The sequence below is a fragment of the uncultured Pluralibacter sp. genome (assembly GCF_913775985.1).
Lineage (GTDB): Bacteria > Pseudomonadota > Gammaproteobacteria > Enterobacterales > Enterobacteriaceae > Pluralibacter.
Window position 1 is genome coordinate 1 of record NZ_CAJYMB010000154.1, and the last position, 22,718, is coordinate 22,718.

29 protein-coding genes, 1 tRNA gene and 1 pseudogene are annotated in these 22,718 nt (G+C 52.5%); 13 read left to right on the forward strand and 18 right to left on the reverse strand.

Translation table 11 applies throughout. The annotated features are described in order from the left end of the window. Positions 1–203 precede the first annotated feature (203 nt). From QZ766_RS22060 to QZ766_RS22095, 8 genes and pseudogenes are all read right to left on the reverse strand, one after another. Positions 204–437 (reverse strand): DinI-like family protein, encoded by a 234-nt coding sequence (locus tag QZ766_RS22060; RefSeq protein WP_043086671.1) that lies wholly within the window; start codon positions 435–437, stop codon positions 204–206. A gap of 152 nt (positions 438–589) precedes the next feature. Beyond that, a complete protein-coding gene (locus QZ766_RS22065; protein ID WP_297207373.1) occupies positions 590–2,575 on the reverse strand; it encodes a DNA cytosine methyltransferase in 1,986 nt (661 codons plus the stop codon). A 281-nt stretch (positions 2,576–2,856) separates the two neighbouring features. Next, positions 2,857–3,324, reverse strand: a pseudogene (locus QZ766_RS22070) (class I SAM-dependent methyltransferase); the annotation flags it as partial. Next, positions 3,321–3,542, reverse strand: coding sequence for a hypothetical protein (locus tag QZ766_RS22075; RefSeq protein WP_297207376.1), 222 nt, complete (start codon positions 3,540–3,542; stop codon positions 3,321–3,323). The gene QZ766_RS22075 and the pseudogene QZ766_RS22070, both read right to left, overlap by 4 nt. Further along, positions 3,539–3,862 (reverse strand): hypothetical protein, encoded by a 324-nt coding sequence (locus QZ766_RS22080; RefSeq protein ID WP_297207378.1) that lies wholly within the window; start codon positions 3,860–3,862, stop codon positions 3,539–3,541. The genes QZ766_RS22075 and QZ766_RS22080 overlap by 4 nt, the downstream gene beginning before the upstream one ends. 2 nt (positions 3,863–3,864) lie before the next feature. Next, positions 3,865–4,296: a helix-turn-helix domain-containing protein gene (locus tag QZ766_RS22085; protein ID WP_297207380.1), complete on the reverse strand. Its 432-nt coding sequence runs from the start codon at positions 4,294–4,296 to the stop codon at positions 3,865–3,867. A 13-nt stretch (positions 4,297–4,309) separates the two neighbouring features. Continuing rightward, positions 4,310–4,855, reverse strand: a complete 546-nt coding sequence (locus QZ766_RS22090) for a replication protein P (protein ID WP_297207383.1) — start codon at positions 4,853–4,855, stop codon at positions 4,310–4,312. After that, entirely contained in the window at positions 4,767–5,771 is a 1,005-nt protein-coding gene (locus tag QZ766_RS22095; protein WP_297207385.1) for a DUF1376 domain-containing protein, read from the reverse strand. Before QZ766_RS22095 ends, QZ766_RS22090 begins: the two co-directional genes overlap by 89 nt. 38 nt (positions 5,772–5,809) lie before the next feature. Here QZ766_RS22095 and QZ766_RS22100 point away from each other — a divergent pair, with 38 nt between their 5' ends. Further along, positions 5,810–6,022 carry a hypothetical protein gene (locus QZ766_RS22100; protein WP_297207389.1) on the forward strand — a complete coding sequence of 71 codons (213 nt, stop codon included), beginning with the start codon at positions 5,810–5,812 and terminating at the stop codon, positions 6,020–6,022. A gap of 64 nt (positions 6,023–6,086) precedes the next feature. On the opposite strand, the gene QZ766_RS22105 is transcribed toward QZ766_RS22100, so the two are convergent. Both QZ766_RS22105 and QZ766_RS22110 read right to left on the reverse strand, forming a co-directional pair. After that, the gene (locus QZ766_RS22105) at positions 6,087–6,647 is read right to left on the reverse strand and encodes a toxin YdaT family protein (RefSeq protein ID WP_297207392.1); all 561 of its coding nucleotides are present in this window, start codon (positions 6,645–6,647) and stop codon (positions 6,087–6,089) included. Beyond that, a complete protein-coding gene (locus QZ766_RS22110; RefSeq protein ID WP_297207395.1) occupies positions 6,635–6,874 on the reverse strand; it encodes a YdaS family helix-turn-helix protein in 240 nt (79 codons plus the stop codon). The genes QZ766_RS22105 and QZ766_RS22110 overlap by 13 nt, the downstream gene beginning before the upstream one ends. 129 nt (positions 6,875–7,003) lie before the next feature. Between QZ766_RS22110 and QZ766_RS22115 the strand changes: the two genes are divergently transcribed. The 6 genes from QZ766_RS22115 to QZ766_RS22140 all read left to right on the forward strand — a co-directional run bounded on the left by QZ766_RS22115 (position 7,004) and on the right by QZ766_RS22140 (position 11,816). Beyond that, on the forward strand, positions 7,004–7,408 hold the full coding sequence (locus tag QZ766_RS22115) for a helix-turn-helix domain-containing protein (RefSeq protein WP_297207397.1): 405 nt from the start codon (positions 7,004–7,006) through the stop codon (positions 7,406–7,408). 246 nt (positions 7,409–7,654) lie between these two features. Continuing rightward, positions 7,655–7,795, forward strand: coding sequence for a hypothetical protein (locus tag QZ766_RS22120; RefSeq protein WP_196303216.1), 141 nt, complete (start codon positions 7,655–7,657; stop codon positions 7,793–7,795). A 50-nt stretch (positions 7,796–7,845) separates the two neighbouring features. Then, positions 7,846–8,292, forward strand: coding sequence for a hypothetical protein (locus tag QZ766_RS22125; RefSeq protein ID WP_297207403.1), 447 nt, complete (start codon positions 7,846–7,848; stop codon positions 8,290–8,292). A gap of 139 nt (positions 8,293–8,431) precedes the next feature. Continuing rightward, complete coding sequence (locus tag QZ766_RS22130) at positions 8,432–10,504, forward strand: exonuclease (protein ID WP_297207405.1); 2,073 nt, start codon at positions 8,432–8,434, stop codon at positions 10,502–10,504. A gap of 69 nt (positions 10,505–10,573) precedes the next feature. Beyond that, a complete protein-coding gene (locus QZ766_RS22135; protein WP_072064808.1) occupies positions 10,574–10,807 on the forward strand; it encodes a DUF4224 domain-containing protein in 234 nt (77 codons plus the stop codon). Beyond that, positions 10,791–11,816 carry a tyrosine-type recombinase/integrase gene (locus QZ766_RS22140; RefSeq protein ID WP_297207483.1) on the forward strand — a complete coding sequence of 342 codons (1,026 nt, stop codon included), beginning with the start codon at positions 10,791–10,793 and terminating at the stop codon, positions 11,814–11,816. Before QZ766_RS22135 ends, QZ766_RS22140 begins: the two co-directional genes overlap by 17 nt. Here the strand turns inward: QZ766_RS22140 and QZ766_RS22145 are convergent. The 5 genes from QZ766_RS22145 to QZ766_RS22165 all read right to left on the reverse strand — a co-directional run bounded on the left by QZ766_RS22145 (position 11,813) and on the right by QZ766_RS22165 (position 15,664). Continuing rightward, a complete protein-coding gene (locus QZ766_RS22145; protein ID WP_297207407.1) occupies positions 11,813–12,433 on the reverse strand; it encodes a hypothetical protein in 621 nt (206 codons plus the stop codon). The genes QZ766_RS22140 and QZ766_RS22145 overlap by 4 nt on opposite strands. Before the next feature lie 11 nt (positions 12,434–12,444). Beyond that, positions 12,445–12,771 (reverse strand): STAS-like domain-containing protein, encoded by a 327-nt coding sequence (locus tag QZ766_RS22150; protein WP_297207412.1) that lies wholly within the window; start codon positions 12,769–12,771, stop codon positions 12,445–12,447. Continuing rightward, positions 12,764–13,687: a hypothetical protein gene (locus tag QZ766_RS22155; protein ID WP_297207414.1), complete on the reverse strand. Its 924-nt coding sequence runs from the start codon at positions 13,685–13,687 to the stop codon at positions 12,764–12,766. The genes QZ766_RS22150 and QZ766_RS22155 overlap by 8 nt, the downstream gene beginning before the upstream one ends. Positions 13,688–13,809: 122 nt before the next feature. After that, positions 13,810–13,897: transfer RNA gene (locus QZ766_RS22160), tRNA-Ser, on the reverse strand. 141 nt (positions 13,898–14,038) lie between these two features. Further along, positions 14,039–15,664, reverse strand: a complete 1,626-nt coding sequence (locus QZ766_RS22165) for an ABC transporter substrate-binding protein (RefSeq protein ID WP_297207416.1) — start codon at positions 15,662–15,664, stop codon at positions 14,039–14,041. 276 nt (positions 15,665–15,940) lie between these two features. Between QZ766_RS22165 and yccA the strand changes: the two genes are divergently transcribed. Together yccA and tusE are read left to right on the forward strand one after the other, a co-directional pair. Further along, the gene (gene yccA, locus QZ766_RS22170) at positions 15,941–16,600 is read left to right on the forward strand and encodes an FtsH protease modulator YccA (RefSeq protein WP_297207418.1); all 660 of its coding nucleotides are present in this window, start codon (positions 15,941–15,943) and stop codon (positions 16,598–16,600) included. A gap of 94 nt (positions 16,601–16,694) precedes the next feature. Continuing rightward, on the forward strand, positions 16,695–17,024 hold the full coding sequence (gene tusE / locus QZ766_RS22175; protein WP_297207420.1) for a sulfurtransferase TusE: 330 nt from the start codon (positions 16,695–16,697) through the stop codon (positions 17,022–17,024). Here tusE and yccX read toward each other — a convergent pair. Continuing rightward, the gene (yccX, locus tag QZ766_RS22180; RefSeq protein WP_297207422.1) at positions 17,021–17,302 is read right to left on the reverse strand and encodes an acylphosphatase; all 282 of its coding nucleotides are present in this window, start codon (positions 17,300–17,302) and stop codon (positions 17,021–17,023) included. The genes tusE and yccX overlap by 4 nt on opposite strands. 92 nt (positions 17,303–17,394) lie before the next feature. Between yccX and rlmI the strand changes: the two genes are divergently transcribed. Together rlmI and hspQ are read left to right on the forward strand one after the other, a co-directional pair. Then, positions 17,395–18,585 carry a 23S rRNA (cytosine(1962)-C(5))-methyltransferase RlmI gene (rlmI, locus tag QZ766_RS22185; protein WP_297207424.1) on the forward strand — a complete coding sequence of 397 codons (1,191 nt, stop codon included), beginning with the start codon at positions 17,395–17,397 and terminating at the stop codon, positions 18,583–18,585. A 66-nt stretch (positions 18,586–18,651) separates the two neighbouring features. Beyond that, a complete protein-coding gene (gene hspQ, locus QZ766_RS22190; protein WP_297207486.1) occupies positions 18,652–18,969 on the forward strand; it encodes a heat shock protein HspQ in 318 nt (105 codons plus the stop codon). A 49-nt stretch (positions 18,970–19,018) separates the two neighbouring features. On the opposite strand, the gene QZ766_RS22195 is transcribed toward hspQ, so the two are convergent. After that, positions 19,019–19,432: a CoA-binding protein gene (locus tag QZ766_RS22195; RefSeq protein ID WP_297207426.1), complete on the reverse strand. Its 414-nt coding sequence runs from the start codon at positions 19,430–19,432 to the stop codon at positions 19,019–19,021. Between the two features lie 196 nt (positions 19,433–19,628). Between QZ766_RS22195 and mgsA the strand changes: the two genes are divergently transcribed. Next, positions 19,629–20,087 (forward strand): methylglyoxal synthase, encoded by a 459-nt coding sequence (mgsA, locus tag QZ766_RS22200; RefSeq protein WP_297207428.1) that lies wholly within the window; start codon positions 19,629–19,631, stop codon positions 20,085–20,087. A gap of 4 nt (positions 20,088–20,091) precedes the next feature. Here the strand turns inward: mgsA and helD are convergent, their stop codons facing one another. Then, a complete protein-coding gene (gene helD / locus QZ766_RS22205) occupies positions 20,092–22,146 on the reverse strand; it encodes a DNA helicase IV (protein ID WP_297207431.1) in 2,055 nt (684 codons plus the stop codon). A 124-nt stretch (positions 22,147–22,270) separates the two neighbouring features. On the opposite strand from helD, the gene QZ766_RS22210 reads away from it, so the two are divergent. Continuing rightward, the gene (locus QZ766_RS22210) at positions 22,271–22,717 is read left to right on the forward strand and encodes a YccF domain-containing protein (RefSeq protein ID WP_297207434.1); all 447 of its coding nucleotides are present in this window, start codon (positions 22,271–22,273) and stop codon (positions 22,715–22,717) included. The last annotated feature ends 1 nt before the right edge of the window (position 22,718 follow it).

Sequence of the window (22,718 nt, forward strand, 5' to 3'; positions counted from 1 at the left end):
TAATCTCATCCTCGGCCAACGGCATAAACGACACCATACCGCCACGGCGATACATCAGCGCACGCTGGCACTCCGGAAATGAATGCAGTTTGGCAACGATAACCCCATCGTGGCATCTGATAACTGCGTAACCCTTTTTTGGTAAATCTTTTACTTCCACCCCGAGTCCCCTCTTATAAACCTGAAATTAAATCCACAGCTGATTAATAAAACCACTCATCTGCGCTTTCCCAGGTCTCCTGCAGGATCTCCTCGATGCGTTTTTTGTCCGCCTTTTCTCCTCCAACGATACTCAGGCCGTCAGAGCCGGCACGCCGGACCGTAAGCTTGCAATCAGCATAGCTTTTATCGATACGCTTCTTAAGCTCCAGCTCAAGCGCAGGAACCGCCCCATCCGGCAATTTTTTGGTGCGATCAATTGTGACCTCAACTTTCATAAATCCTCCCTCAAACATTCACTGTATAAATATACAGTATACCTACAACCAGTAAGATTCAAGTTTTTTGAGGGCACGTTTTGTGAATACCATACTGCTGTTTATAAAGATGTTTTCGCTGTGAAACTAAAAACCCGCCGAGGCGGGCTTAGTTATGCTGCCAGTTCTTTTGCCCTACACATTTCTGGTAAATTCGCACGCACCAGCGCTTCGGCGAACGGCGGCGGCACCGCGTTGCCGCAGCGCGCAACCTGATGGTGTTTTGCGTGCTTCACGCCACGATAGTCGCGGTCGATGATGTACCAATCGGGAAACCCCTGCGCTCGGTAGAGTTCATGCGGCTGCAGCATACGCATGCCGATGTCGATAATGCGATACCTCACCCCGTCAATTTCCACCAGCCCTGTCGAATCTGCGCCGCAGTATTCACGCAGGAATGAGAGCACCTGCTGAGCGCGCTGCTCGTCGTAATCCTCGACCGCCAGCGTCGTTTTTACCTCCCCGACATGCTGGCCGCCGGCGGTTACTGTCGGCATTGGTTCATCAGTGCGCTGCCCGTCACGGCATGTGCCGCGTAGCTTAACCAGATTCGAAGCCACTACCGCATGATGGTCCACTGTGGTCACTGAGTGTGCCGGGCCATCCAGGCTGACGCCGGGGCCACTATAATTTCCGCCGTAGTGTTTGGCGAGGAATGCGCTGGTAACAGCAAATTTATTGCCGCCGGCGGTAACAGTGCCTACCGGTTTCTGCATGTCCAGCACTCGCGGGGCCTGCCCTGGACGCTCGCCATATCCCATCTGAATCAGCGTCGGGCAAACCAGCTGCGATTTACCGCTGCCACCAGCGGTAATTGTGGCGCTCGGCTCATCTGCACGATGGCCGATGCTGGCGCCGAACTGCCGCGCTATCACAGGAGCAATGACGCACGCGTGGTTCGTATTGCATAGCGTGTGCATCGGCTGTTCCGCGTTGCGTGGCTTCGCAGAATATTTCGGCCCACCAGCGCCGGCAATAAACGGCGTTAGCGCTGCCTCTACCAACCCCAGCGCATGACCGTTTCCACCGGGCCGCGCTGAAGTTCCCGCTGTCACTGTCGGTACAGGTTCGGTGACCGGCTGTCCGGTGGCGCCAGTACGGAATTTGGTCAGGTGTGGGACGGCTATAGAAAACCCGTGTTTTTTTGTAATGGTCTGCAGCGGCTCCGCCAGCGCCTGGCCTCGAAAACAGTCGTACGTTCCGCGCGTCGTAGTGTGGTTGCATTTCACGACAAACGGGCTGGCGCTGTCGATAACGAACCGCTGAATACCGCGAGCGATCCGGCGCAGGGTATTCTCTGCCAGCGGCCGCTTGCGGTCAAAAATCGACGGTGCCGGTATTGACCAGTCTATGCACTCCGCCGCGGTGCGCCACGGCGCCAGCTGGCCGGCCAGCACCGTCGGTGATTTCGGATCGCCGTGGGTAACCTCGGGCCACACTATCGGCTGCCCGTCGCGGCGCATGACCATGAAGAATCTTTTGCGAATCGTCGGCGCGCCGTAGTCACAGGCGCGTAGTTCACGATACTCAACGGTGTACCCCAGCCCTTTTACCAGCCGGGCGGCATCCTCACTATCAAGCGAAATATTCAGAAATTCGCAGCACTCGAAAAGAGCGGGATGATCTGTCGGTATGCCGGTGGTCAGCATGCCGACGAAAGCCTGGAATGTTTCCCCGACGCGTTCCGGGTCCGGCCGCATTTCGGCAGCCAGCAGCGGGCCCCACGTTTTAAACTCTTCAACGTTCTCCAGCATCATCACACGTGGATCTACATCCAGCCCCCAGCGTAGTGTTACCCACGCCAAACCGCGAATTGCCTTTTCAACTGGTTTAGCGCCTTTCGCTTTCGAAAAGTGGCGACAGTCTGGCGAAAACCAGGCCAGTCCGACGCGGCGGCCGGCAGTCGCAACCTTCGGCCTCACATCGTAAACAGATTCGCAATAATGTAGTGTGTTAGGGTGGTTTGTCGTGTGCATCGCCACAGCGTTCGGGTCGTGGTTGATGGCTATATCAACGCTGCGCCCAATCGCCAGTTCAATGCCCGTCGAGGCGCCGCCGCCACCAGCAAAGTTATCAATGATGATTTCGCTCTCTCTCACGCGTATTTCTCCATGGCGCTGGCCAGCGACTTAGCCGCGGCGATAATTGACGTTACCGGCATTTTCTCCAGCCACATCCTGTTGATGTGGTGCTGCAGGCGCCGCTGATGATGCGCCGGTAGATCTCCGGCGTTCTCCACCTGGCTGAATACCATAGCAACCTCGGAAGGCCAGACAGTTTCGGGTACCTCAACCAGCAATAAAGATTCAAGTTCAATAATTCTGCTGGTGGCATACTGCAATAGGGAAACATCACCAGATTGCGCAGCAATAGGACTGTTTTTAACAAAGCTAATCCAATGTGTTTTGTCCGCCTTTCCCGTGCGTTGCCAGACAGCAGGTTTCTCGTTCGTTAGTTCCAGAACCTGACTGACCGGAATTTGCGTTTCGTTCCATTTGAAGATTAATACGCCGTGTGGCCGCAACACCCGGAATGCTTCTGCGAAACCGGCGCGCAAGTCGTCACGCCAGGTATCGCGATTCAGTTTTCCGTATTTCTTTCCCTGCCAGCCGTTTGGTCCCACGCGTTCCAGATGCGGGGGATCGAACACCACTACCGGAAAGATGGCATCGGAGAATGGTAACGCGCGGAAATCAGCAATCAGATCCGGGGCGATTACCAAACTGCGCCCGTCGCAGAGCACATGCTGCTCTGAGCGAATGTCGCTAAATACTGCACGTTGATCATTTTTGTCGAACCAGAACATGCGGGACCCACAGCACATGTCGAGAATGGTTTGCTCTGTCATACTGCACGCTCCTCAAACAGCACCTCGCCATCGATGCCGCCGATTTGGTAAATTATCGAACCATCCTCCCGGTACTCTACCGGTGCAGCGCTCCATCCGTCACCATCGACATCCTCATCATCGCCAACCAGAATAAAACCACCTGTCACCATGCTAAACGGGTACATTTCTCCCTCTGTCCAGTATCCCTCGGTATCTCTGATGCATTTGACGATCATGATTTCGCACCCCCAAAAATTTTATGGATCTGATATCCCTGCCAGTTCTGGCGGCACTGCTCTGTGATACTGACACGCTGACGCCTTGGCTTTTCTGTTGCAGGCTTAATCGGCTTGAGGTTGATTTCTCCGCGGCGTAGCCGGTAAACAGGGTGATAGAACCGACCAACGTTAGATACAACGCCGGCACGTACCAGGTACTCCAGCAGGCGATTTGCTTTTTTGCAGTCGCAGTCCACCAGCGCGCGCACCTCTCGCGGCGTTATTTCTCCCTGCTCCTGCATCGCGTTAACAATTTTCCAGAGATTATTACTGGCCATGTTCACGCCCTCCTCGCCGCACGCCGGTAACAAGCATCCCGGCGCCGACACAGGCGCGACATCTCATTGGAGTTGCAAGCCATATCCAGAGCGCTGGTGTACTGCGCGGCAGCCCGACGCCAGAAACCTTTCAACTCAAGCTCCTGTGCCAGCGCCTCCACCGCCTGCAGCTTCTCAGGATCTTTAGGCTTTTCCAGCATGAAAGGCAGCACCACGTCCGGTATGCAGGCTCCTTCTGCTGCGGTGTAGGCATATTGCGTGCCGTTGTGCTTGCGGATAATAATGCCCTTACGTGTCAGCGACCTGAGAAAGTTACAGGCCGTACTGGCAGAAACATCCAGGGCTTCACAGATGTCACGAATGACACAGCCAGGCATGTGGCGTACGGCGATCGCCACCCGGTCTATCTGATTAATTTTTACTATATTGGTCATTGGTCAAAACTCGTTAGTTGCTTAATCCAGCCGCTTTACGACGCTTGTACTCTTCCATCAAAATCTGCGCAGGCGTTGGCCCGGCAGGATGGTGTGGTGCAACAAGCTGGCGGCGTATAGGTGGCACGCTGAAACCATTGCCTACGTGCTTGGTCCACTTCGTCAGTAATTTTTCTGCCAGTTTTTTTAACTCCCCTTCGGTCATCTGGCGCTCGACGCCAGTCCTGCGCATCTCGATGCAGATGTGGTACAGCACCGGCTGCGGCCACGGATATTTATCACTCCCGGAGTAGCGGTATGACTCATTGCGCCACTTTCGGTACGCGTCCATCACTCCTTCAGACGTCAGCCCGAACGGGTTAGCCCCACTTTCGGATACCAGAGAGACAAACTCTGCCAGGTCTGGCGGCCAGGTTTTTCCCATAGCGCAGCGCTCCATGCACTGCTGGCAAACCAGCTTGATCTCGCTATCAGTCATCGATCCGATCTGGGCTATCCACAGGGCCGAGGGCTCGGCGCCATTCTTCTGGGTCCAGCGGTTCGAGAACACCTCGCCCATCACTCTCCACAGCTGCCATGCCGTTTTCACTGCCATCAATCCCGTTTCTGCGACACCAGCTCTCGTAGGCTGCGTCGATCTGCTGAACAGCTCGGGATGCTGTTGGCTCTGGTCGAACTCCTGCATTCGTCACTCCTCCAGTTTCAGGTTTCTTCTTCGCTCTTACGTGCACGATGTGCCGTGCAAATTTCTGCTCCCACTGGATTTGGGTAAAAACTTTCTGCTCGGCATTCCAGTAGGCGATGAACTCTGCCAGCTCAGTTGGCAGATAATCCGGCTCTGGCAAGTTAATCCCCCACTGCGCCGCCCGCTGTCGAAAATCCATGGACGGCAACCATCCGGTGACCAGACTAAACTTGCCTATCGGCTCGCTCAGGCCCTCCAGGTATCGAGGTGCTGCAGGTTCTACCGGTGGAGTTGCCTGGTCGGAGTTTTCGCTCGCTCCCGCGCTAAGAGAGGGGTTTTCTTTTAGATCTGTATCTTTATCTGGATCTTTATTAGTTGATGAGCCGTTAGCATTCTGTTCCAACGGCTCATCAACGACCGTTGAACGGTCGTTACCATTCCGTTTCCCTTCTGCTGATTTTTTAACTTTTCTAGCTCTTGCTGAGGCCTTTCCCGCATCAGATTTCTGACGCTGAGATGAACGAACCATCTCAAGATCCCGTTCAATACGTTCATGCTCCCACTCAGTACCGTTATCGTTAAAAAACTCTTTTAACGAGACTTCAACGGAAGACCAGCGGTCGTTAGTTAGTCGTGCTATCTTCGAAAGCCGATTTTTTGGGATCGCCCTCCCCGTTTGCCAGTAATTGAACATCAGCAGCAAGTACGCACCATGTTCCTCTGTAGACAAATGCATAGTGTCTGCAAGATAATCAGCTATATAGAGCTGCATATACGGCAATGCGGCCATTATCCCTCCCTCATACCGAACGAGATAAAGGAACCATCATGGAAAAGATTGTGGCGGTCGCCCATAGAGCAGAAATTACTGTTAATTACGATATTCAGAACGGCATGGTTTCTATCATTTCGGATGAATGCCCAACGGTAGAAGATCCAGATCAAGGCACATGGCAAGAGCTTAAGATCCGTGGAGAAGACATTCCTGAATTGATTAGCGCCTTGCAAAGGGCTCACTCGGCCATCACTGCAGGTTTTTAAGCCCGGCTTTTCGAGGCTGATATATTTGAAGGTCTTCGTAGTGATATTCATTGTCAAAACTCGATTAGAAAAACTGCGGCGCTACAGCGCTAATGCTCGCCAGTAGTGGCCCCGCCGCATCTGCTGGTAGCATGTTGAAAAGAGCAACAGCAGCCTCGCGAATCTCCTTTTCAAGATTTTGTAGCGGAGCTCCCAGCAGCTTCGCCTGGTGGGCCTCAGTGCACTCTTTCATTGCGCTGGCCACCAGCTCAGGGCTGGTCTTTTCGTCCCGGCGCCAGCCGTAGCGCTTGGCGATCGCCAGGGGCATCGCGGTGATAATCGCTTCAGACAACTGCATCACGTAGCAGGTGTACTTCTCTGAACCACCCTCATTTCGGAGGTAGCGAAAGAGATTCTGTTTATTGACGGTTATGCCGCGGCCGCCAACGGCAAGCCAGCGTTCAGCCACCAGCCGGGCAATATCATCTTGCTGAGTCTTTCCTGGCAGTGCGCCCTCCCAGTCACGAACCGCGTCGAGTAGACGGCGGCATTTGATGCTATCCCGGCGACGAGGTTGAAACTGATTTTGCGTTTTCAGCGCAACCCCGCTGCGCTGGTTATGATGTTCACATGTCATGGATTGCATGGTTTGTCCTCCACAGGAAGCCCATCTGTCGAATTGGGGTAAAGATCCGGGCGCAGTTCGTGGGGAGTGACCTTCCAATCAACAGCTTTGGACACGCGGACAACCAACTCTCCGGGAACTTTGTTTTTAAACCATCCGTTTACAGTTTGAGCTCGGCGGTTCAGACGTCGCCCTAATTCAGCTTGACTACAAATGGCTAACATTTTTTTTTGCACTTGGACTTTCATTAAGTTATCTCGCAGTGATGTTGTAATGCACAGTAAATCAAATTATTTCGATATCGTCAAATTTAATCGATATGCATACCTACAGATTTTATCTGTATAATTGAGATAGATTTCTGAATAGGCTGGAAAATGAACTTTGCCAATCGACTAAAGAAAGCCATTGCTGAACAGGGTATTTCTCAAGCCGAACTTGCCCGCAGACTTGGAGTAAAAGCTCAGTCTGTCAATGGTTGGTGTAACGCCGACATCTTTCCTCGGATGGAGGTTTTGACACAGCTAGAGTCCGCAACAGGATATCCACTCTACTGGTTCTTCCTTGATGATTCGACTGATGGTGTTGAGATAGAGCAACCTCAAAAGAGGATCGGCGCTTCACACTCGGATGATGAAAATAGATTGCTTTCGCTTTTCAGGCAACTTCCCACTAATGAAGAGCGTGAGAGGGTTATAATTTCAGTGGAGGAAAGGCTGCAGGAGATAGAGGATGTCGCTAAAGCCTTTTTAGCAACTAGAAAGATTTCAAAAAACAAATAGTTATCTACTCCCACGCTTGATGCATAGCGCCTTATGGCGCTTTTTTTATGTCATTGTATATCGATTTAATTTGACACATATCGATTGAATCGATAATACTATTCCCACAGCAACGCCATCTAGGCAGGAAGCCCACGCAGTAGCTGCCGGCGGCATACGAAGCACCGGATGAGATGGCAATGACAATGCGCAGCAGGTTTCAACGTTCAGGCAGCCTGCCTTTAATGGCAAAAAAGGAAATTCAACATGACAGACTTTGCACGCAATCCATCGAGATGCCAGGCAGTACGTCTGCCCTTATTTTGGGCCGTCATTCGCCGCATCTGCTACTTCCTCGCCCAGAAAGGCGATCCGGCTGCCGACCAACAGCCAGCAGTTCATCAGTAATCGAGTTTTGAATAATGGCTGTTGCCAGCCCCATGCCCGGTGCACAGAGCATGATGATGGTAATACCGCCATCGCAGCCAAACAGGAGACGAAGACCTGTTCTGGTTAAATTGGAAAAATGTTCTTTTGCCCGTCAAGCGGCGGGCCTTTTTCCGGAGGTTTATATGTCAGCAAATGAACTGGCATTGCGATTCAGTAGCGCGCCAGCAGAGCAACTGATTGGCGTTCTCCCGGTGCTGGAGGTCAAAGAGGCACTGCGTGAAGAAGTCGAGGACGATGTGCTGAATGAAGTGTGGCAGGAGCATCAGTTCGAGATGGATGCTGTTGAAGAGCAGGCGGACGAAGCGAACCGACTTGCCAGCAAATTTGAACTTGTTGCAGAAGCATTTGGGACCGCTATCAAGCAGGCGGTACAGCTACTTCCTAACTGCGAAGTTAAAACCATTTTAAACGACGCATTAGAGGAACATCCAGGCTACGGGCGCGACCCTCAATAACGCAAAAACCCGCCGAAGCGGGTTTGTACGCCGGTCAGCCGACCAAAGCTTTCCGGAATCGAGTTTTGAACAATGACCACTACCCAAGGGGAGCTATCAAAGTCCCGGGTATCTTACAACCTAAAGGAACCCGAACGCAATGAACACGTATGCGTATCTCATTAAAGCCAAAGCAAAAGCCGCCAATGCTAAAAGCTTCTTTTGCTGGTTCTCTGCAAAATCAGACTCCCGGGCTGACCGTCAGATCCTCGATATTCTGGAGGATGCTGAAATTGAAACCGGCCGCGGCGCCGACCACCAGCTGCCGATCCGCACTAACTGGTTTGTGGTAGACGACCTGCCAGAGGAAGGCGTTCTTGACGACACCTGGTGCGATCGCTACACCCTGGCTGACGACGGGGCCAGCTGGCAGAAGATTGTTGCTGAACCCGCACCTACGCCCGCACCAGAGCAGGAGCAGGAGCAGGAGCAGGAGCAGGAGCAGGAGCAGGAGCAGGAGCAGGAGCAGCCCATCCCCTCCACACCACTGTCAACATCTGATGAAAACTTAACTTATAACCTGGCACTCCTCCCTTTCAGGGCGCAGTTATTGGCGCAGTTTCTCACAGAAGAGAAACATGCCTCCCATATCAGCTGGCCAACAAAATGCCAGATCGCCGATCTGGAGATGGATACCGATAACAACTATATCCAGAATCTGTTACTGGCGGCCGAGAACAATCCGAAGCTCAAAGACTATGACCTTCACGGTCTCTGGAAGGTCACCACGGCTGTGAAAAAGGTTTTCCCTGTCGATAAACGGCATGAACTGGGAACACTGATCACGTTTATTAAGCTCTGGCTTGAGCATGACCATATCGACCGCGGCATTTTGGTTCGTGAATGGGCCAACGGGAACAGGATTTCCGCTGTGCAGCGTACCAACTCGGGCGCAAACGCTGGAGGCGGCAACCAGACAGATCGTAACCCGGACCTGGTGCATACCTTCGACGTCCTCGACAAGGAAATTGCGTTGGCAACCCTGCCAATGGATTTCAATATCTATGACCTGCCGGGCAGTATTTATCGGCGCGCAAAAGAGATTGTGCAGAAAAAAGAGAGTCCATTTAAGGAATGGTCTGTCGCACTGCGAGCGACTCCGGGGATCCTGGATTACTCGCGCGCGGCGATTTTTGCTCTAATCCGTAGTGCAGAGGAGCATTTAACACCTTTCCCAGATAGATTGCGTGGGTATATCTGCGCAAACCTGACCGAAACAGATCATGCAAACCCAACACCAGAAACGCTGGCGGCCGCACGGCACGTCCCGGAACTCGACGCAGCGGAAGAGGTAAATCGCCTGCAGCCGGATGAACCAGCAAAAAATAACCAGCCAAAGCTTGCCAACGCGGGTGGCGGCATTTTCACAATTGAAGGGCTTACAGCACCAGCACCAGCACCAGCACCAGCACCAGCCGAAGTTAATACCGAAACTGAGGACGCAGGCAATGTCTCGATGGAAGAAGCTGTCAGCGATGAAAAACAAACTGGAGCTATCGCGGCGCCGGGCGAAACGGGAGCTATCGCGAGTGAAAGCAGTGCTGAAAATGGTGACGAAGCAGATCCGATAAATAATGATGCCCGGATTCAAAATTCAGATATTCTGTACACTCACCTCATGGTCGACCTGGAGACAATGGCCTCTGGCCCTGATGCCCCAATAGTTTCTATCGGTGCGGTATTTTTTGATCCCGCCTCCGGCCAGCTGGGACCGGACTTCTATAAAGTGGTGGATCTTGAATCTGCAATGGCGTGGGGCGGCGTACCTGAAGCCAGCACTATTAACTGGTGGCTCAAGCAGTCAGCAGAGGCCCGATCGGCTATCGCTATGGATGACGCTATTCCTCTTGATGACGCCCTGCTCCAGTTGAATGATTTTATTAGCGAGAATGCAGCCAATGGCCCTGCCAGCATTCAGGTTTGGGGAAATGGTGCCACTTTCGATAACGTTATCTTACGCAGCTCTTACGACCGAACAGGTATCGATTGCCCGTGGAGGTTCGTTAACGATCGCGATGTGCGTACCATCGTCGAGCTCGGTAAATCCGTCGGATGTGAACCGCGCTACAAAATCCAATTTGTTGGCGATCAGCATAGTGCACTGGCCGAAGCCCGGCACCAAGCCAAATACGTTTCGGTTATCTGGCAGCGACTAACCGCTACTTCAAACTGATTTTCCAATTTCAGCATTCTACCCACCAGCCAGTTATCTTTAACTGGCTGGCTATCGGAGGTGATAGCCATGTACGAACTCACACTGTCACCTGCGGAAATTGCAGAAGTAACAGGTTATCGACGCTATACCGAGCAGCAGCGCCAACTGCGCTGCCATGGCATTCCGTTTACTACTGACGGCAGAAACAGGCCAATAGTGTTACGAAAAAACCTGGCACCGAATATCTCTGAATTACCAAAGGTTGATGAATATGTTGCAACAGAACCTGACTTCGACGCCATTTATGGGACGACCACGTAAAAATCCGAAGGATGCTCAACTGCCGCCTCGGGTAACAAAAAACAAATACAGCTATGTTTGGAAGCCAAAGGGAACTAAAAAAAGCGTTACGCTGGGAAAAATACGCGAAACCAGCATGTCGAAACTTTGGGCTACCTACGAGAAAGAAAAATCGAAACATCATGACGTAATGACTTTCTCAAAATTGTGGGGGATGTTTCTCGACAGCCCAACGTTTACCGAACTGGCTGCTCGAACTCAAAAAGATTACGCTCAACATCAGAAAAAACTACTCGCGGTATTTGGAAAAATGAGGGCTGATGAAATCAAGATTGAGCAGGTCAGAATTTTTATGGACAAGCGGGGTTTAACCAGTAAGAACCAGGCCAATCAAGAAGTCTCAAGTATGTCGCGGGTTTTTGGTTGGGGATTTGAAAGAGGCTATGTGAAGGTGAATCCATGCCGGGGGATCAGGAAATTTACTCTTGTAGATAGAGACGTGTATATACCGGATGAAGACTACCTGGCTATTTATGAAAATGCCAGGCCGGAAGTGCAGGTAGCCATGGAGATATCGTATCTGTGTGCAGCGCGAGAGGGGGATGTATTTGACCTCAAAGTTACTGACTTGCGCCACGACGGCATTTTCATTGAACAAAATAAAACTGGTAAAAAGCAAATAAAGAAATGGACACCGCGTCTACAGGCTGCAATCGCGCTGGCCAGTAAACATTTTGCCAATAAATCTGCCGAGGGTTTTATTGTACCATCACCCAGCGGCGGGAAGATGAACAGGAAAACGTTTAATACTTGGTGGAATAATGCAAAAAAAGCAGCTGCTCTAAAACTTGGTAGACCGATTCCGGGAACATTTCACGATATAAAAGCAAAAGCCATTTCTGATTATGAGGGAAGCAGTAAAGAGAAACAACTTTTCAGCGGCCACAAGACAGAAAGTCAGGTCGTAACTTATGACCGAAAAATTAAAATTTCCCCATCACTTAACAAACCAAGGTTAGATATCAATTAGCCTAAGTCATCATACCACTTTTCAATTTCTTTCCATTTTTGGCGCATGAAATAAAGGGGACGTAATGGCTTAGATGGGCGATGGTGATTCTGAAACACAGTATAAATATGATTCATGCTTTCTTGGGAGTATGCTAGAATCTCCTGAACTCGCGCCGCCCTCTCTTGAGGGCTAAGGCTTATAGACTTCTCGCAATCCAACGTAACTTTTGACAGAAATAATGGGAATACAGATTTATCGATATGTATTCCTCGCCCGTCCAAAAGTTCAATATATTTTACTGATTGATTCATTTTAGCAAACACGTTCATAACAAAAAGACGCGACTGAGTACCATCATCGAAGTGTTTAACTGTTTGGCGAATACCATTTTTTCGATTAATGTTTTTTTGTTTATGAGATTTATTTAACCAATATTCAATCGAGATGTCGGAAATTTCATGAATAAGCTTGCATAAAGAATCGACTAAAGATTTACTTTCAGAGCGAGTAGCTAATTTTACAGAGTTATTATAGGTAACAGCCCATCCAACGAAAACTAACACTATACTTGTAAGGCTAAACATCCATGTATTATGGGCTACTGTATCAAGTAGCCCAGTCTCAGGTTTTACCACTTAACAGTCCCTTAAGCTTTTTCTGGCTCAGCATTGTCTATAAAACGCTCAATCTGCTCTTTATAGAAAGGCATATCGCTTTTTATGACCAGACGTCTTTTTAGCCCTATCTTAGGCAATCCTTCCTTACGAACAAGGCCACCAAAAGCTTCTTCAAGAAAAGACGAGCCAATGCCTAGGGCGATGCCGTTAAAGTCGACTACAACTTCTTGTTCCCCTGTACGCAAAGCAGGAACCAAGAAATCTTTACGAAATTTTTCAGCACTATAAGGACTGTCGCTCACGAATCTGCCAAAAGGTGTCTTCGAAAAGTCCTTCGCTATGACGATGTTAATCATCTTCTCCTCTCCTCGGAACCAAAGACCACTCGATTAGGGTTCCCGGTATGTTTTCTGAAAGCCACTCGCAAGTAGGCTGACCATCACTTGAATTGTAGCGGTATCTAGCGTGTCCAGTTAATACTAGTAGTGATTCGGACTCCGCACATCCAGATCCTATAGGCCTTTTTATATCCTCAGAACCATTACCACGTCCAGCATTTAAATACCTTGAGTGGCCTGAAGATAGCGCAACCTCAACAGTTGTCGATTCACCTATGGTACCTGATGCATCGATAACAGGCCCAAAAGACCTGTGTATTCCTAAACCTAGGTCACAAATGATGAAAACAACCGCATTTTTTTCCTTGCTGTACCATGAGCATTGCCACCAGCGCTTACCGCCTAATACCTCGATTTGTGAAGAAAAGCTGTCATCCTCATACGCATGGTATGACACGTTAAGCATGGCTTCGTTCAAAGCTGAGCTCATTAATGCAAATGCGTCTGGGTTGAGTAATGCCTTTTCCTGGAGGGTCATCACCGTTCTTAACCAGTGATCGAATGGTTCCACAGCCGATTGATAGTACCGCTTGTCCGCGACCAAACCATCTAATTTTTTCTGTGTGTTGGCAACTAAAGCATTGGAAAGGCCCGTAGTCACGATCCAACGATGACCATCAGGATTGTCTTCTTTTTTGGGGAATTTAAAGCGAATTCTGCTTTGGACTTGAACCAGTAGTTGCGCACGATTAACTATGGCGAACAAAAGGACTGTTGCCGCGGCTGTCGCGTAGACAACTTCGGATAGATCAATGGTAACTTCATTGGCATTTTTTACAGCAGTCACATCAATCATATTTAGGAATTTGAGTGTTGCCGACCGGTGCTCATCTTTGTAAACGCATAACGTTTTAGGACTTACAAGTTTTGTCATCGTTAGCGATCCTTGCAGAACCCGTGCAGTGAAGATCGATTTTATACCAAGCGAATATACCAACACTTTACCAAGTGCACAAAACAACAAAGGGGTACCTTTCGGTAACCCCTTGTTTTAATTGGCGGAAGCGCAGAGATTCGAACTCTGGGAGGGTTTCCCCTCGCCGGTTTTCAAGACCGGTGCCTTCAACCGCTCGGCCACGCTTCCTAAGTGCTGCGAACTATAAACATCCCCGACCATCGTGTAAAGCCCGAAGATGTTCGTTTGCTCTAAAAACAATCAAAAACAAGTTAATCGCATGAATTATGGACACTTCGCGCAGATTAACAGCATTTTAAACCATGAAATTCAGTGCTTAAGGATGTACATATCTTTGGTGTAGTAGAACCCGAGCCTGTCCGAGTTAAAGCCGCCGACCCAGGGTTTCACCAGGTGAGCGCGTACGTAATGGTAAACGGGGATCGCCGGCACATCCTGCGCGAGCATGTTTTCCGCCTGCTGATAGTATTTGCCGCGTTCGGCAACATCGGACGCTTTGGCCGCATTGATCAGCGCCTGGTCGTATGCCGGGTTGCTGTACTTGCTGGTATTTTCGCTGTCGCCGGTGCGGAAATTATTCAGGAACGTTGCGGCGTCGTCGTAATCGGCAATCCACGCATAGCGGACGAGGTCAAAGTTACCGGTGTGCATGCTGTCCAGCATGGTCTTCCACTCCTGGTTTTGCAGCTTAACCTCGACACCAAGGTTCTTTTTCCACATTGAACTGGCAGCAATAGCGATCCTCTGGTGCGATTCAGAAGTGTTATAGAGCAAATTAAAGGAAAGCGGATGCTCCGCACCAAAACCGGCGTCAGCCAGCAGCTTTTTTGCCTCCGTGATGCGTTTTTGCATCGGCCAGCTGGCGTAGTCGGGATTCTTGAGATTGATGCCGCCAATCTCGGTTTGGCTAACTATCCACGCCGGACGCTGCCCCTGCCCCAGCACCTTGTCGGCAATGATGTCTTTATCCAGCGCCATATTCAGGGCGCGGCGCACGCGTGGGTCGTTGAAAGGGGCTTTTGTGGTATTAAACTCGTAATAATAGGTGGCCAGCTGCGGGGAGATCTTAAGCTGAGTCCCCATCGTCTTCTTCAGCTGTGCAAACTGGTTAATCGGCACGGTGTAGACAATATCGATCTCTCCGGCTTTGTAGCGATTAACATCGGCGGTTTCAGAGGTGATGGGTAAATAGGTGACCTTATTAATGACCGTATGCGCATTATCCCAGTAGCGCGGGTTGCGCTCGGCAACAATGCGTTCGTTAACCACCCACTGGGTGGGCTTATAAGGTCCGCTGGTCACAATATTTGCAGGCTGGGTCCACTTGTCGCCGAAGCGTTTGACCACCGCCGGATCCAGCGGGACCAGGATGTAGTGGTCGAGCATCTGCAACAGCGAGGCGTTCGGCTGGGTTAAGGTTATCTGCAGCGTGCTCTCATCAAGCGCCTTCACGCCCAGCGCATCTGGCGTTTTTTTGCCTTGATTAATCTCTGCGGCATTAACCACGTGCATATTGGCGAGATAGCTGGCGTAGGGCGAAACAGTTTTTGGATCCACCAGCCGCTGCCAGCTCCAGACCACGTCCTGCGCGGTAATGGGCGTTCCGTCTGACCAGGTGATGCCGGGGCGCAGATGGAAAGTCCAGACGGTATTGTCCTTTTGTTCCCAGGACTTCGCCAGCCGCGGCTCGATGGTGCCATCGGCAGCGACAGCCACCAGCCCATCGAAAGTATCGCGTATAATATTGCCTTCAACGTCGCTTTCGACTTTATGCGGATCCAGCGTGGAGGGCTCGCTGCCGTTATTCCTGACCAGCTCCTGCTTTTGCGCCAGCACGGCATCGGATGGAACCTGTGCCGCCATAAGCGATGTGGAAGCCAGTGACGTTGCGATCAATAAAGCGAGGCAGGAACGACGATGATGATGTGATTGCATAGGATTTCCCTTTTAAGGTTTTTTATTATTACTAACGCTCAGGCCAGTGTTAGCGGCGCTAAAGCCAGAAAGCAATATTTTTCAGCAACCTATAAGATGTCGATCTGTGTGGTCGCGGATAAATCAACAAAATCACTTGCGATTGAATTATTTGCAGGATAATCATCTGCATATTGCCGCTATCTGTCGGTAAAGATGGGTAAAACCCCTCGTCCTTGTAGAAAACTTTCATTATTCTCAGCGGTTATTACACCTGTCATTGAGTGAGAGTGAATCATGGATCGTATTATTACATCGTCGCGTGACCGGTCATCGCTGCTGAGCACGCACAAAGTTCTGCGCAATACCTATTTCCTGCTGAGCTTAACGCTGGCCTTTTCCGCCATAACCGCTACTGCCAGTACGGTACTGATGCTGCCATCTCCGGGGCTTATCCTCACGCTGGTCGGCATGTACGGTCTGATGTTTTTAACCTATAAACTGGCCAACAAGCCTTCCGGTATTCTGGCCGCCTTCGCGTTTACCGGCTTTCTCGGCTACATCCTTGGCCCAATGCTGAATACTTTCCTGTCTGCGGGCATGGGCGACGTTATCGGGCTGGCGCTGGGCGGCACGGCACTGGTCTTCTTCAGCTGTTCAGCCTACGTGCTGACCACGCGTAAGGATATGTCCTTCCTCGGCGGCATGCTGATGGCGGGCATTGTGGTGGTGCTGATTGGTATGGTGGCGAATATTTTCCTGCAGCTGCCGGCGCTGCATCTGGCCATCAGCGCGGTATTTATTCTGATCTCTTCCGGCGCCATCCTGTTTGAGACCAGCAATATCATCCACGGCGGCGAAACCAACTATATTCGCGCGACCGTTAGCCTGTACGTCTCGCTGTACAACATCTTTGTCAGCCTGCTGAGCATTCTGGGCTTCGCCAGCCGCGACTAAACTTCGCAGCAGTACCGTATTTCAGGCCTCGCTTATGCGGGGCCTTCTTTTTTGCTACAATGCCGCGGTTTTTAAACAGGTGTAATGAACAACCATGCTGATGTTAGACGGTGTAGAAATTGAGACGGATAGCGAAGGTTATCTGAAAGAGAGCAGCCAGTGGAGCGACGCGCTGGCGGAAGCCATCGCGCAGAAAGAAGCCATCACGCTCTCCCCCGAGCACTGGGAAGTGGTGCGCTTCGTGCGGGATTTTTATCTGGAGTTCAATACCTCACCCGCCATTCGCATGCTGGTCAAGGCAATGGCGAACAAGTTCGGCGAGGAGAAAGGCAACAGCCGCTACCTGTACCGCCTCTTTCCAAAGGGCCCCGCCAAGCAGGCGACCAAAATTGCCGGCCTGCCCAAGCCGGTAAAGTGCATTTAATAGCGAATAGAAAAATCGGCCCACGCTTTTTCGGGCCGGTGCGGCTCCGTCAACACCTTATCCACTCTGGCACTGCGCGGGCCGCCGGCTTTCAGCCAGTCGAGCAGCGCCTCAACGTGCGCCTCCTGACCGCAGGCCAGCACTTCCACGCTGCCATCATCCAGATTGCGGGCGTAGCCTGAAAGCCCCAGCCTGAGCGCCTCGCGCTGGGTACTGTAGCGAAACCCCACGCCCTGAACGCGGCCGTAAATCCACGCTATCGTACAACTCTGTGCCATGATTATCTCCTTCGGATCCCCTTGCGCGTTGCATTTCCCGCCTGACGTGGGAGAATGGCGCCCATTTTCTTTTATTGTCAGAATAGCAAATTATGAGTGTACGTTTAGTGTTAGCCAAAGGCCGCGAGAAGTCGCTTCTGCGCCGCCATCCCTGGGTCTTCTCCGGCGCGGTCGCGCGCATGGAAGGCAAAGCCTCCTCGGGAGAGACTGTTGATATCGTTGATAGCCAGGGAAAATGGTTAGCGCGCGGCGCCTTCTCGCCGGCCTCGCAAATACGCGCCCGCGTGTGGACATTTGATAAAGACGAGTCTGTGGATATTGCCTTCTTCGAACGCCGCCTGCGCCAGGCCCAAACCTGGCGCGACTGGCTGGCGGAAAAAGACGGGCTCGACAGCTACCGGCTGATTGCCGGCGAGTCTGACGGGCTGCCCGGCATCACCATCGACCGCTTCGGCAGTTTTCTGGTACTCCAGCTTCTCAGCGCCGGGGCAGAATATCAGCGGGCGGCGCTGATAAGCGCGCTGCAGACCCTTTATCCAGAGTGCGCCATTTACGATCGCAGCGACGTTGCCGTACGTAAAAAAGAAGGTCTTGAGCTGGCCCAGGGCCCGGTTACCGGGGAGATCCCGCCGGCCCTGCTGCCTATTGAAGAAAACGGCATGAAGCTGCTGGTCGATATCCAGGGCGGCCACAAAACCGGCTATTACCTCGACCAGCGCGACAGCCGCCTCGCCACCCGCCGCTATGTTGCCGACAAGCGCGTGCTGAACTGCTTCTCCTATACCGGCGGTTTTGCGGTCTCCGCGCTGATGGGCAGCTGCCGCCAGGTGACCAGCGTGGATACCTCCCAGGACGCGCTGGACGTGGCGAAGAAAAATATTGAGCTTAACCAGCTCGATCTGAGCAAAGCGGAATTTATCCGCGACGACGTGTTTAAGCTGCTGCGTAAATACCGCGATCAGGGCGAAAAGTTCGACGTAATCGTGATGGACCCGCCGAAATTTGTCGAAAACAAGAATCAGCTTCAGGGCGCCTGCCGCGGCTATAAAGATATTAATATGCTGGCTATTCAGCTGCTCAATCCCGGCGGTGTGCTGCTGACCTTCTCCTGCTCCGGACTGATGACCACCGAGTTATTCCAGAAAATTGTCGCCGATGCCGCGGTTGACGCCGGGCGCGACGTACAATTTATCGAGCAGTTCCGCCAGGCCGCTGACCATCCGGTGATCGCGACCTATCCGGAAGGGCTCTATCTGAAAGGATTTGCCTGCCGGGTCATGTAACTTGAAATGTAAAGGATTGCCCGCATATTGAGCGTATGCAATCTTTTTTCGGGAGGTATGACAATGATGATTGCCAGTAAATTTGGTCTCGGCCAGCAGGTACGCCACTCCCTGCTGGGATATCTGGGCGTCATTGTTGACATTGACCCCGAATATTCTCTTGATGCCCCAGGGGCAGACGAGATCGCGGATAACGACGCGCTGCGCGCGGCCCCGTGGTATCACGTGGTGATGGAAGATGACGAGGGCCAGCCGGTGCATACCTATCTTGCAGAGGCCCAGCTTCAGGGCGAGCCCCGCGATGAACATCCGGAGCAGCCTTCGATGGACGAGCTGGCACAAACCATCCGCCAGCAGCTGCAGGCTCCGCGCCTGCGCAACTGATAAAACGCCAGCTCGCCTGGCGTTTTTTTATCTCTTCGCCAGATGCCTGTTACTTTGCCAGCCCCAGCCGCGGAATTTCAATTGCCGGGCATTTATCCATGACCACGTTTAATCCGGCATCGCTTGCCAGCACCGCAGCCTGCTCATTAATCACGCCCAGCTGCAGCCACAGCGTTTTGGCGCCGACGGCAATCGCTTCCTGAGCCACGCCCCAGGCAGCGTCGGAATTACGAAAAACATCAACCATATCAATTTTTTCTGGAACATCGGCAAGGGTTGCATATCCTTTCTGTCCGAGCAACGTGGTGTTGGCCACTTTCGGCGATACCGGGATAACGCGATAGCCCTGATCGAGCAGGTACTTCATCACCCGGTAACTGGGGCGATCCGGTTTATCACTGGCGCCAACCAGAGCGATGGTACGCGTATCAGTGAGAATGGCGGCAATGTCGTGTTGGTTCATTATATCCTCCGGGCTGTTTTACAAAGTGTACGCCAAACCCGGGCGGCCTACCATTTACCGGCGCTTGCGAAACAGGCACCCGATGCATTATTACCATGACCTGACGCAGGATATTTTTAAACGAACCGCTTGCAGCACCAAACCCATGCAGTAATCTGTCAGCCTCTTTATTGTCTGGATTATCTGGAAAATGATTATGGAACTGACTACGCGCACGCTTCCCGGCCGCAAACACATCGCTCTGGTGGCACACGATCACTGCAAGCAAATGCTGAAAGGCTGGGTGGAGCGCCATCAGTCGCTGCTGTCGCAGCACGTCCTGTTTGGTACCGGAACCACCGGGAATCTGGTTCAGCTTGCCACCGGGCTTGAAGTCAATGCCATGCTGAGCGGCCCGATGGGCGGCGATCAGCAGGTGGGCGCCATGATCGCCGAAGGAAAAATCGACGTGATGATTTTCTTCTGGGATCCGCTGAATGCCGTTCCTCACGACCCGGATGTTAAGGCGCTGCTGCGTCTGGCAACGCTGTGGAATATTCCGGTTGCCACCAACGTTGCCACCGCCGATCTCATTATCCAGTCGCCGAAATTTAGCGTTGAAATGGATATTCAGATCCCCGACTACCAGCGCTACCTGGCAGAGCGCCTTAAGTAAAGTCTCAGGGCCGACGCGCCGTCGGCACGCCGAGATCGCTCAACGCATCGACGAAGGGCGATGGTGCGTCCTTGCTGTACAGCAGCCACACGCGATGGCGTGTCCGGGTTAGCGCCACGTACAGCAGGCGCCGCTCCTCGGCGTCGGGGAAATCCTCCGGCTGCGGCAGCAGCGCGTCTTCCATAATGGATTCGCGTGCAGGCGCGGGAAATGCATCCTGTCCCTCCTGCAGGCCGACGATAATCACGTAATCCGCCTGCTGGCCCTTGCTGGCGTGGATCGTCATATAATCGAGATTGAGTTTCGGCCAGCGGGTGGCGGCTTTCTCCAGCGCCTGCGGTTTCAGGTAGTGATAGCGCCCCAGGATCAGGATCCGCTGGTCGGGTTTAACGTAGCCGCTAAGTTTATCCAGCAGTGCGTCGAGCTTATCGTCCGGTAGCAGCGTTACCGCATTTTTATCTCCCGCCAGCAGGCTATTGAGCGGTTTTGCCAGCTGGTGCGGGTTTTGCTGAATGAACCGGTTGGCAATATCGCCAATCCGGCCGTTGAAGCGATACGTAGTATCCAGCGAGCAGCTGTCGCCTTCGCCAAAATAGTGGTTGAACGCCGTGGTCAGCGATAGCTGCGCCCCGCTGAAACGGTAAATAGCCTGCCAGTCGTCCCCCACTGCAAACAGGGTTGTCTGGGTATTCTGCTTACGTAAGGCAGCCAGCAGCGCCGCCCGCTGCGGCGAGATATCCTGAAACTCATCCACCAGAATATGCTTCCACGGGCTGATAAATCGTCCCTTCTCCAGCACGTTAATGGCCTGGTGGATGAGTCCCGAAAAATCCACCGCGCCTTCATCTTTTAATGCCGTTTTCCAGGCCTTCAGTAGAGGAGCCATAAGCTTAACGCGCTTGCCAAACAGCTCGCGGATCTCCTCCGGCGCGCTGGCGATCATTTCGGCCTGGGAACCGCCGTGCATTCTCATGAGTGATACCCAGCGATCGAGGCGGCTGCCCATACGGCGCACCACTTTTTCGTCCTGCCAGTAGTCGCCTTCGGGCAGACTCCAGTCCATCTCCTCGTCCAGCCACTGCCGCCAGCCTTTTGCCTGCGCTTTTTTCTCACTGCACTGCTGCTGCCAGCATTCAACGAGCAGCGCCTGCCTCGCCGCTGCGTCATTTTCCAGCCTGCTGATAGACGGCACCTTTTTACTTCCCTGCTGGATAATGTGCAAAGCCAGAGCGTGAAACGTTTTCGCGCTGATGGACTCGGTGTGCAGACGCTCGCGGATGCGATCGTCCATCTCCTCAGCAGCCTTGCGGCCAAAAGCCAGCAGCAGGATCTGCTCCGCCGTGGCTTCACCGCGGGCCATTAGCCAGCCAGCGCGCGCCACCAGCACCGACGTTTTGCCGCTGCCGGCACCGGCAAGCACCAGCAAAGCGCGCTCCCCGTTCACCACCGCCCGCGCCTGCGCATCGTTCAACGGCGATGATTCTACAGAGTCAAAAAAAGCGCCATACTGCGAGAGCATCGCCTCGGTAAATGCCTGATTGTGCGCCAGCCTGCTGGCCTCAATATCCTCCAGCCAGCCCCGGCACTGCCGCCAGAGCTCCCGGCAGTTGTCAAAGGACTCAAGCCGGCTGACGGGGAAAGGCAGCGCTTCGAGGGCGCGAGTGATTTTTTGTCGAATATGTTCTACGGCGCTGCGGGTAAGCCACTTGCCGTCCGCGCTGGCGCGGGTAATATCGGTAAGCTGCTGCTGAAGAACCCCGGCAGCCACTTCACTCATTTCACTGCTCCACTGCTGCCAGCGGCTCTGCAGATGGTGATAAAAGCGCTGGGTATCGCCCCACTCCGTCCCGTGCAGGCGCACGACTTTTTCATCAGGCAGTACGAACTCCAGCTCGCCCCATACCAGGCCCCGCTTGCAGTGAATAGCCAGCAGCTGATTGAAAGGGAGCAGGTACTCGTGGCGATCGCCAGAGACTTTAACGCCTGCGTGCAGGAGCTCAACGCGATCGTAAGGGTGCTGGGCCATCCGCTTGCCAAGCGAGGTTGCTTTAAGTTCCATGTCTTGCCAAATCCCGGAATAATGCTCAATGCTGACAGTGTAACTGCCAGATATCAGGTGCTCCAGCCTAAAAATTAGATACAATTGGCAGGCCTTCCGATTAACTGGACTGAATTGAGGTCATATGCGTACCATCCTGAATATTTTGAACTTTGTCCTCGGCGGCTTCGCCACAACGCTGGGCTGGCTGCTGGCGACGCTGATCAGTCTTTTACTGGTGATCACCTGGCCTTTAACCCGCTCCTGCTGGGAAATAACCAAACTCTCCTTTCTGCCTTTCGGCAACGAAGCTATTCACGTTGATGAACTTAATCCGGCCGATAAAAGCAACGTGCTCAATGCGGGCGGTACTTTTCTGAATATTCTATGGCTGGTGCTGTTTGGCTGGTGGCTGTGCCTGACCCATATTGCCGCCGGAATAGCCCAGTGCGTCACCATCATCGGTATCCCGGTGGGCCTTGCCAACTTCAAAATTGCCGCTATCGCCCTCTGGCCTGTGGGCCGCCGTGTAGTGCCCGTGGAAGTTGCCAGAGCCGCGCGCGAAAATAACGCCCGCAGCCGCTTTCAGTAAT

Excerpts from the sequence above, each read along its gene's own strand:
- QZ766_RS22060 (WP_043086671.1), bottom strand. The coding sequence starts at position 437 with ATGAAAGTTGAGGTCACAATTGATCGCACCAAAAAATTGCCGGATGGG.
- QZ766_RS22075 (WP_297207376.1), bottom strand. The coding sequence starts at position 3,542 with ATGATCGTCAAATGCATCAGAGATACCGAGGGATACTGGACAGAGGGA.
- QZ766_RS22080 (WP_297207378.1), bottom strand. The coding sequence starts at position 3,862 with ATGGCCAGTAATAATCTCTGGAAAATTGTTAACGCGATGCAGGAGCAG.
- QZ766_RS22085 (WP_297207380.1), bottom strand. The coding sequence starts at position 4,296 with ATGACCAATATAGTAAAAATTAATCAGATAGACCGGGTGGCGATCGCC.
- QZ766_RS22090 (WP_297207383.1), bottom strand. The coding sequence starts at position 4,855 with ATGGGCGAGGTGTTCTCGAACCGCTGGACCCAGAAGAATGGCGCCGAG.
- QZ766_RS22095 (WP_297207385.1), bottom strand. The coding sequence starts at position 5,771 with ATGGCCGCATTGCCGTATATGCAGCTCTATATAGCTGATTATCTTGCA.
- QZ766_RS22100 (WP_297207389.1), top strand. The coding sequence starts at position 5,810 with ATGGAAAAGATTGTGGCGGTCGCCCATAGAGCAGAAATTACTGTTAAT.
- QZ766_RS22105 (WP_297207392.1), bottom strand. The coding sequence starts at position 6,647 with ATGCAATCCATGACATGTGAACATCATAACCAGCGCAGCGGGGTTGCG.
- QZ766_RS22110 (WP_297207395.1), bottom strand. The coding sequence starts at position 6,874 with ATGAAAGTCCAAGTGCAAAAAAAAATGTTAGCCATTTGTAGTCAAGCT.
- QZ766_RS22115 (WP_297207397.1), top strand. The coding sequence starts at position 7,004 with ATGAACTTTGCCAATCGACTAAAGAAAGCCATTGCTGAACAGGGTATT.
- QZ766_RS22120 (WP_196303216.1), top strand. The coding sequence starts at position 7,655 with ATGACAGACTTTGCACGCAATCCATCGAGATGCCAGGCAGTACGTCTG.
- QZ766_RS22125 (WP_297207403.1), top strand. The coding sequence starts at position 7,846 with ATGATGATGGTAATACCGCCATCGCAGCCAAACAGGAGACGAAGACCT.
- QZ766_RS22130 (WP_297207405.1), top strand. The coding sequence starts at position 8,432 with ATGAACACGTATGCGTATCTCATTAAAGCCAAAGCAAAAGCCGCCAAT.
- QZ766_RS22135 (WP_072064808.1), top strand. The coding sequence starts at position 10,574 with ATGTACGAACTCACACTGTCACCTGCGGAAATTGCAGAAGTAACAGGT.
- QZ766_RS22140 (WP_297207483.1), top strand. The coding sequence starts at position 10,791 with ATGGGACGACCACGTAAAAATCCGAAGGATGCTCAACTGCCGCCTCGG.
- QZ766_RS22150 (WP_297207412.1), bottom strand. The coding sequence starts at position 12,771 with ATGATTAACATCGTCATAGCGAAGGACTTTTCGAAGACACCTTTTGGC.
- QZ766_RS22155 (WP_297207414.1), bottom strand. The coding sequence starts at position 13,687 with ATGACAAAACTTGTAAGTCCTAAAACGTTATGCGTTTACAAAGATGAG.
- QZ766_RS22165 (WP_297207416.1), bottom strand. The coding sequence starts at position 15,664 with ATGCAATCACATCATCATCGTCGTTCCTGCCTCGCTTTATTGATCGCA.
- yccA (WP_297207418.1), top strand. The coding sequence starts at position 15,941 with ATGGATCGTATTATTACATCGTCGCGTGACCGGTCATCGCTGCTGAGC.
- tusE (WP_297207420.1), top strand. The coding sequence starts at position 16,695 with ATGCTGATGTTAGACGGTGTAGAAATTGAGACGGATAGCGAAGGTTAT.
- yccX (WP_297207422.1), bottom strand. The coding sequence starts at position 17,302 with ATGGCACAGAGTTGTACGATAGCGTGGATTTACGGCCGCGTTCAGGGC.
- rlmI (WP_297207424.1), top strand. The coding sequence starts at position 17,395 with ATGAGTGTACGTTTAGTGTTAGCCAAAGGCCGCGAGAAGTCGCTTCTG.
- hspQ (WP_297207486.1), top strand. The coding sequence starts at position 18,652 with ATGATTGCCAGTAAATTTGGTCTCGGCCAGCAGGTACGCCACTCCCTG.
- QZ766_RS22195 (WP_297207426.1), bottom strand. The coding sequence starts at position 19,432 with ATGAACCAACACGACATTGCCGCCATTCTCACTGATACGCGTACCATC.
- mgsA (WP_297207428.1), top strand. The coding sequence starts at position 19,629 with ATGGAACTGACTACGCGCACGCTTCCCGGCCGCAAACACATCGCTCTG.
- helD (WP_297207431.1), bottom strand. The coding sequence starts at position 22,146 with ATGGAACTTAAAGCAACCTCGCTTGGCAAGCGGATGGCCCAGCACCCT.
- QZ766_RS22210 (WP_297207434.1), top strand. The coding sequence starts at position 22,271 with ATGCGTACCATCCTGAATATTTTGAACTTTGTCCTCGGCGGCTTCGCC.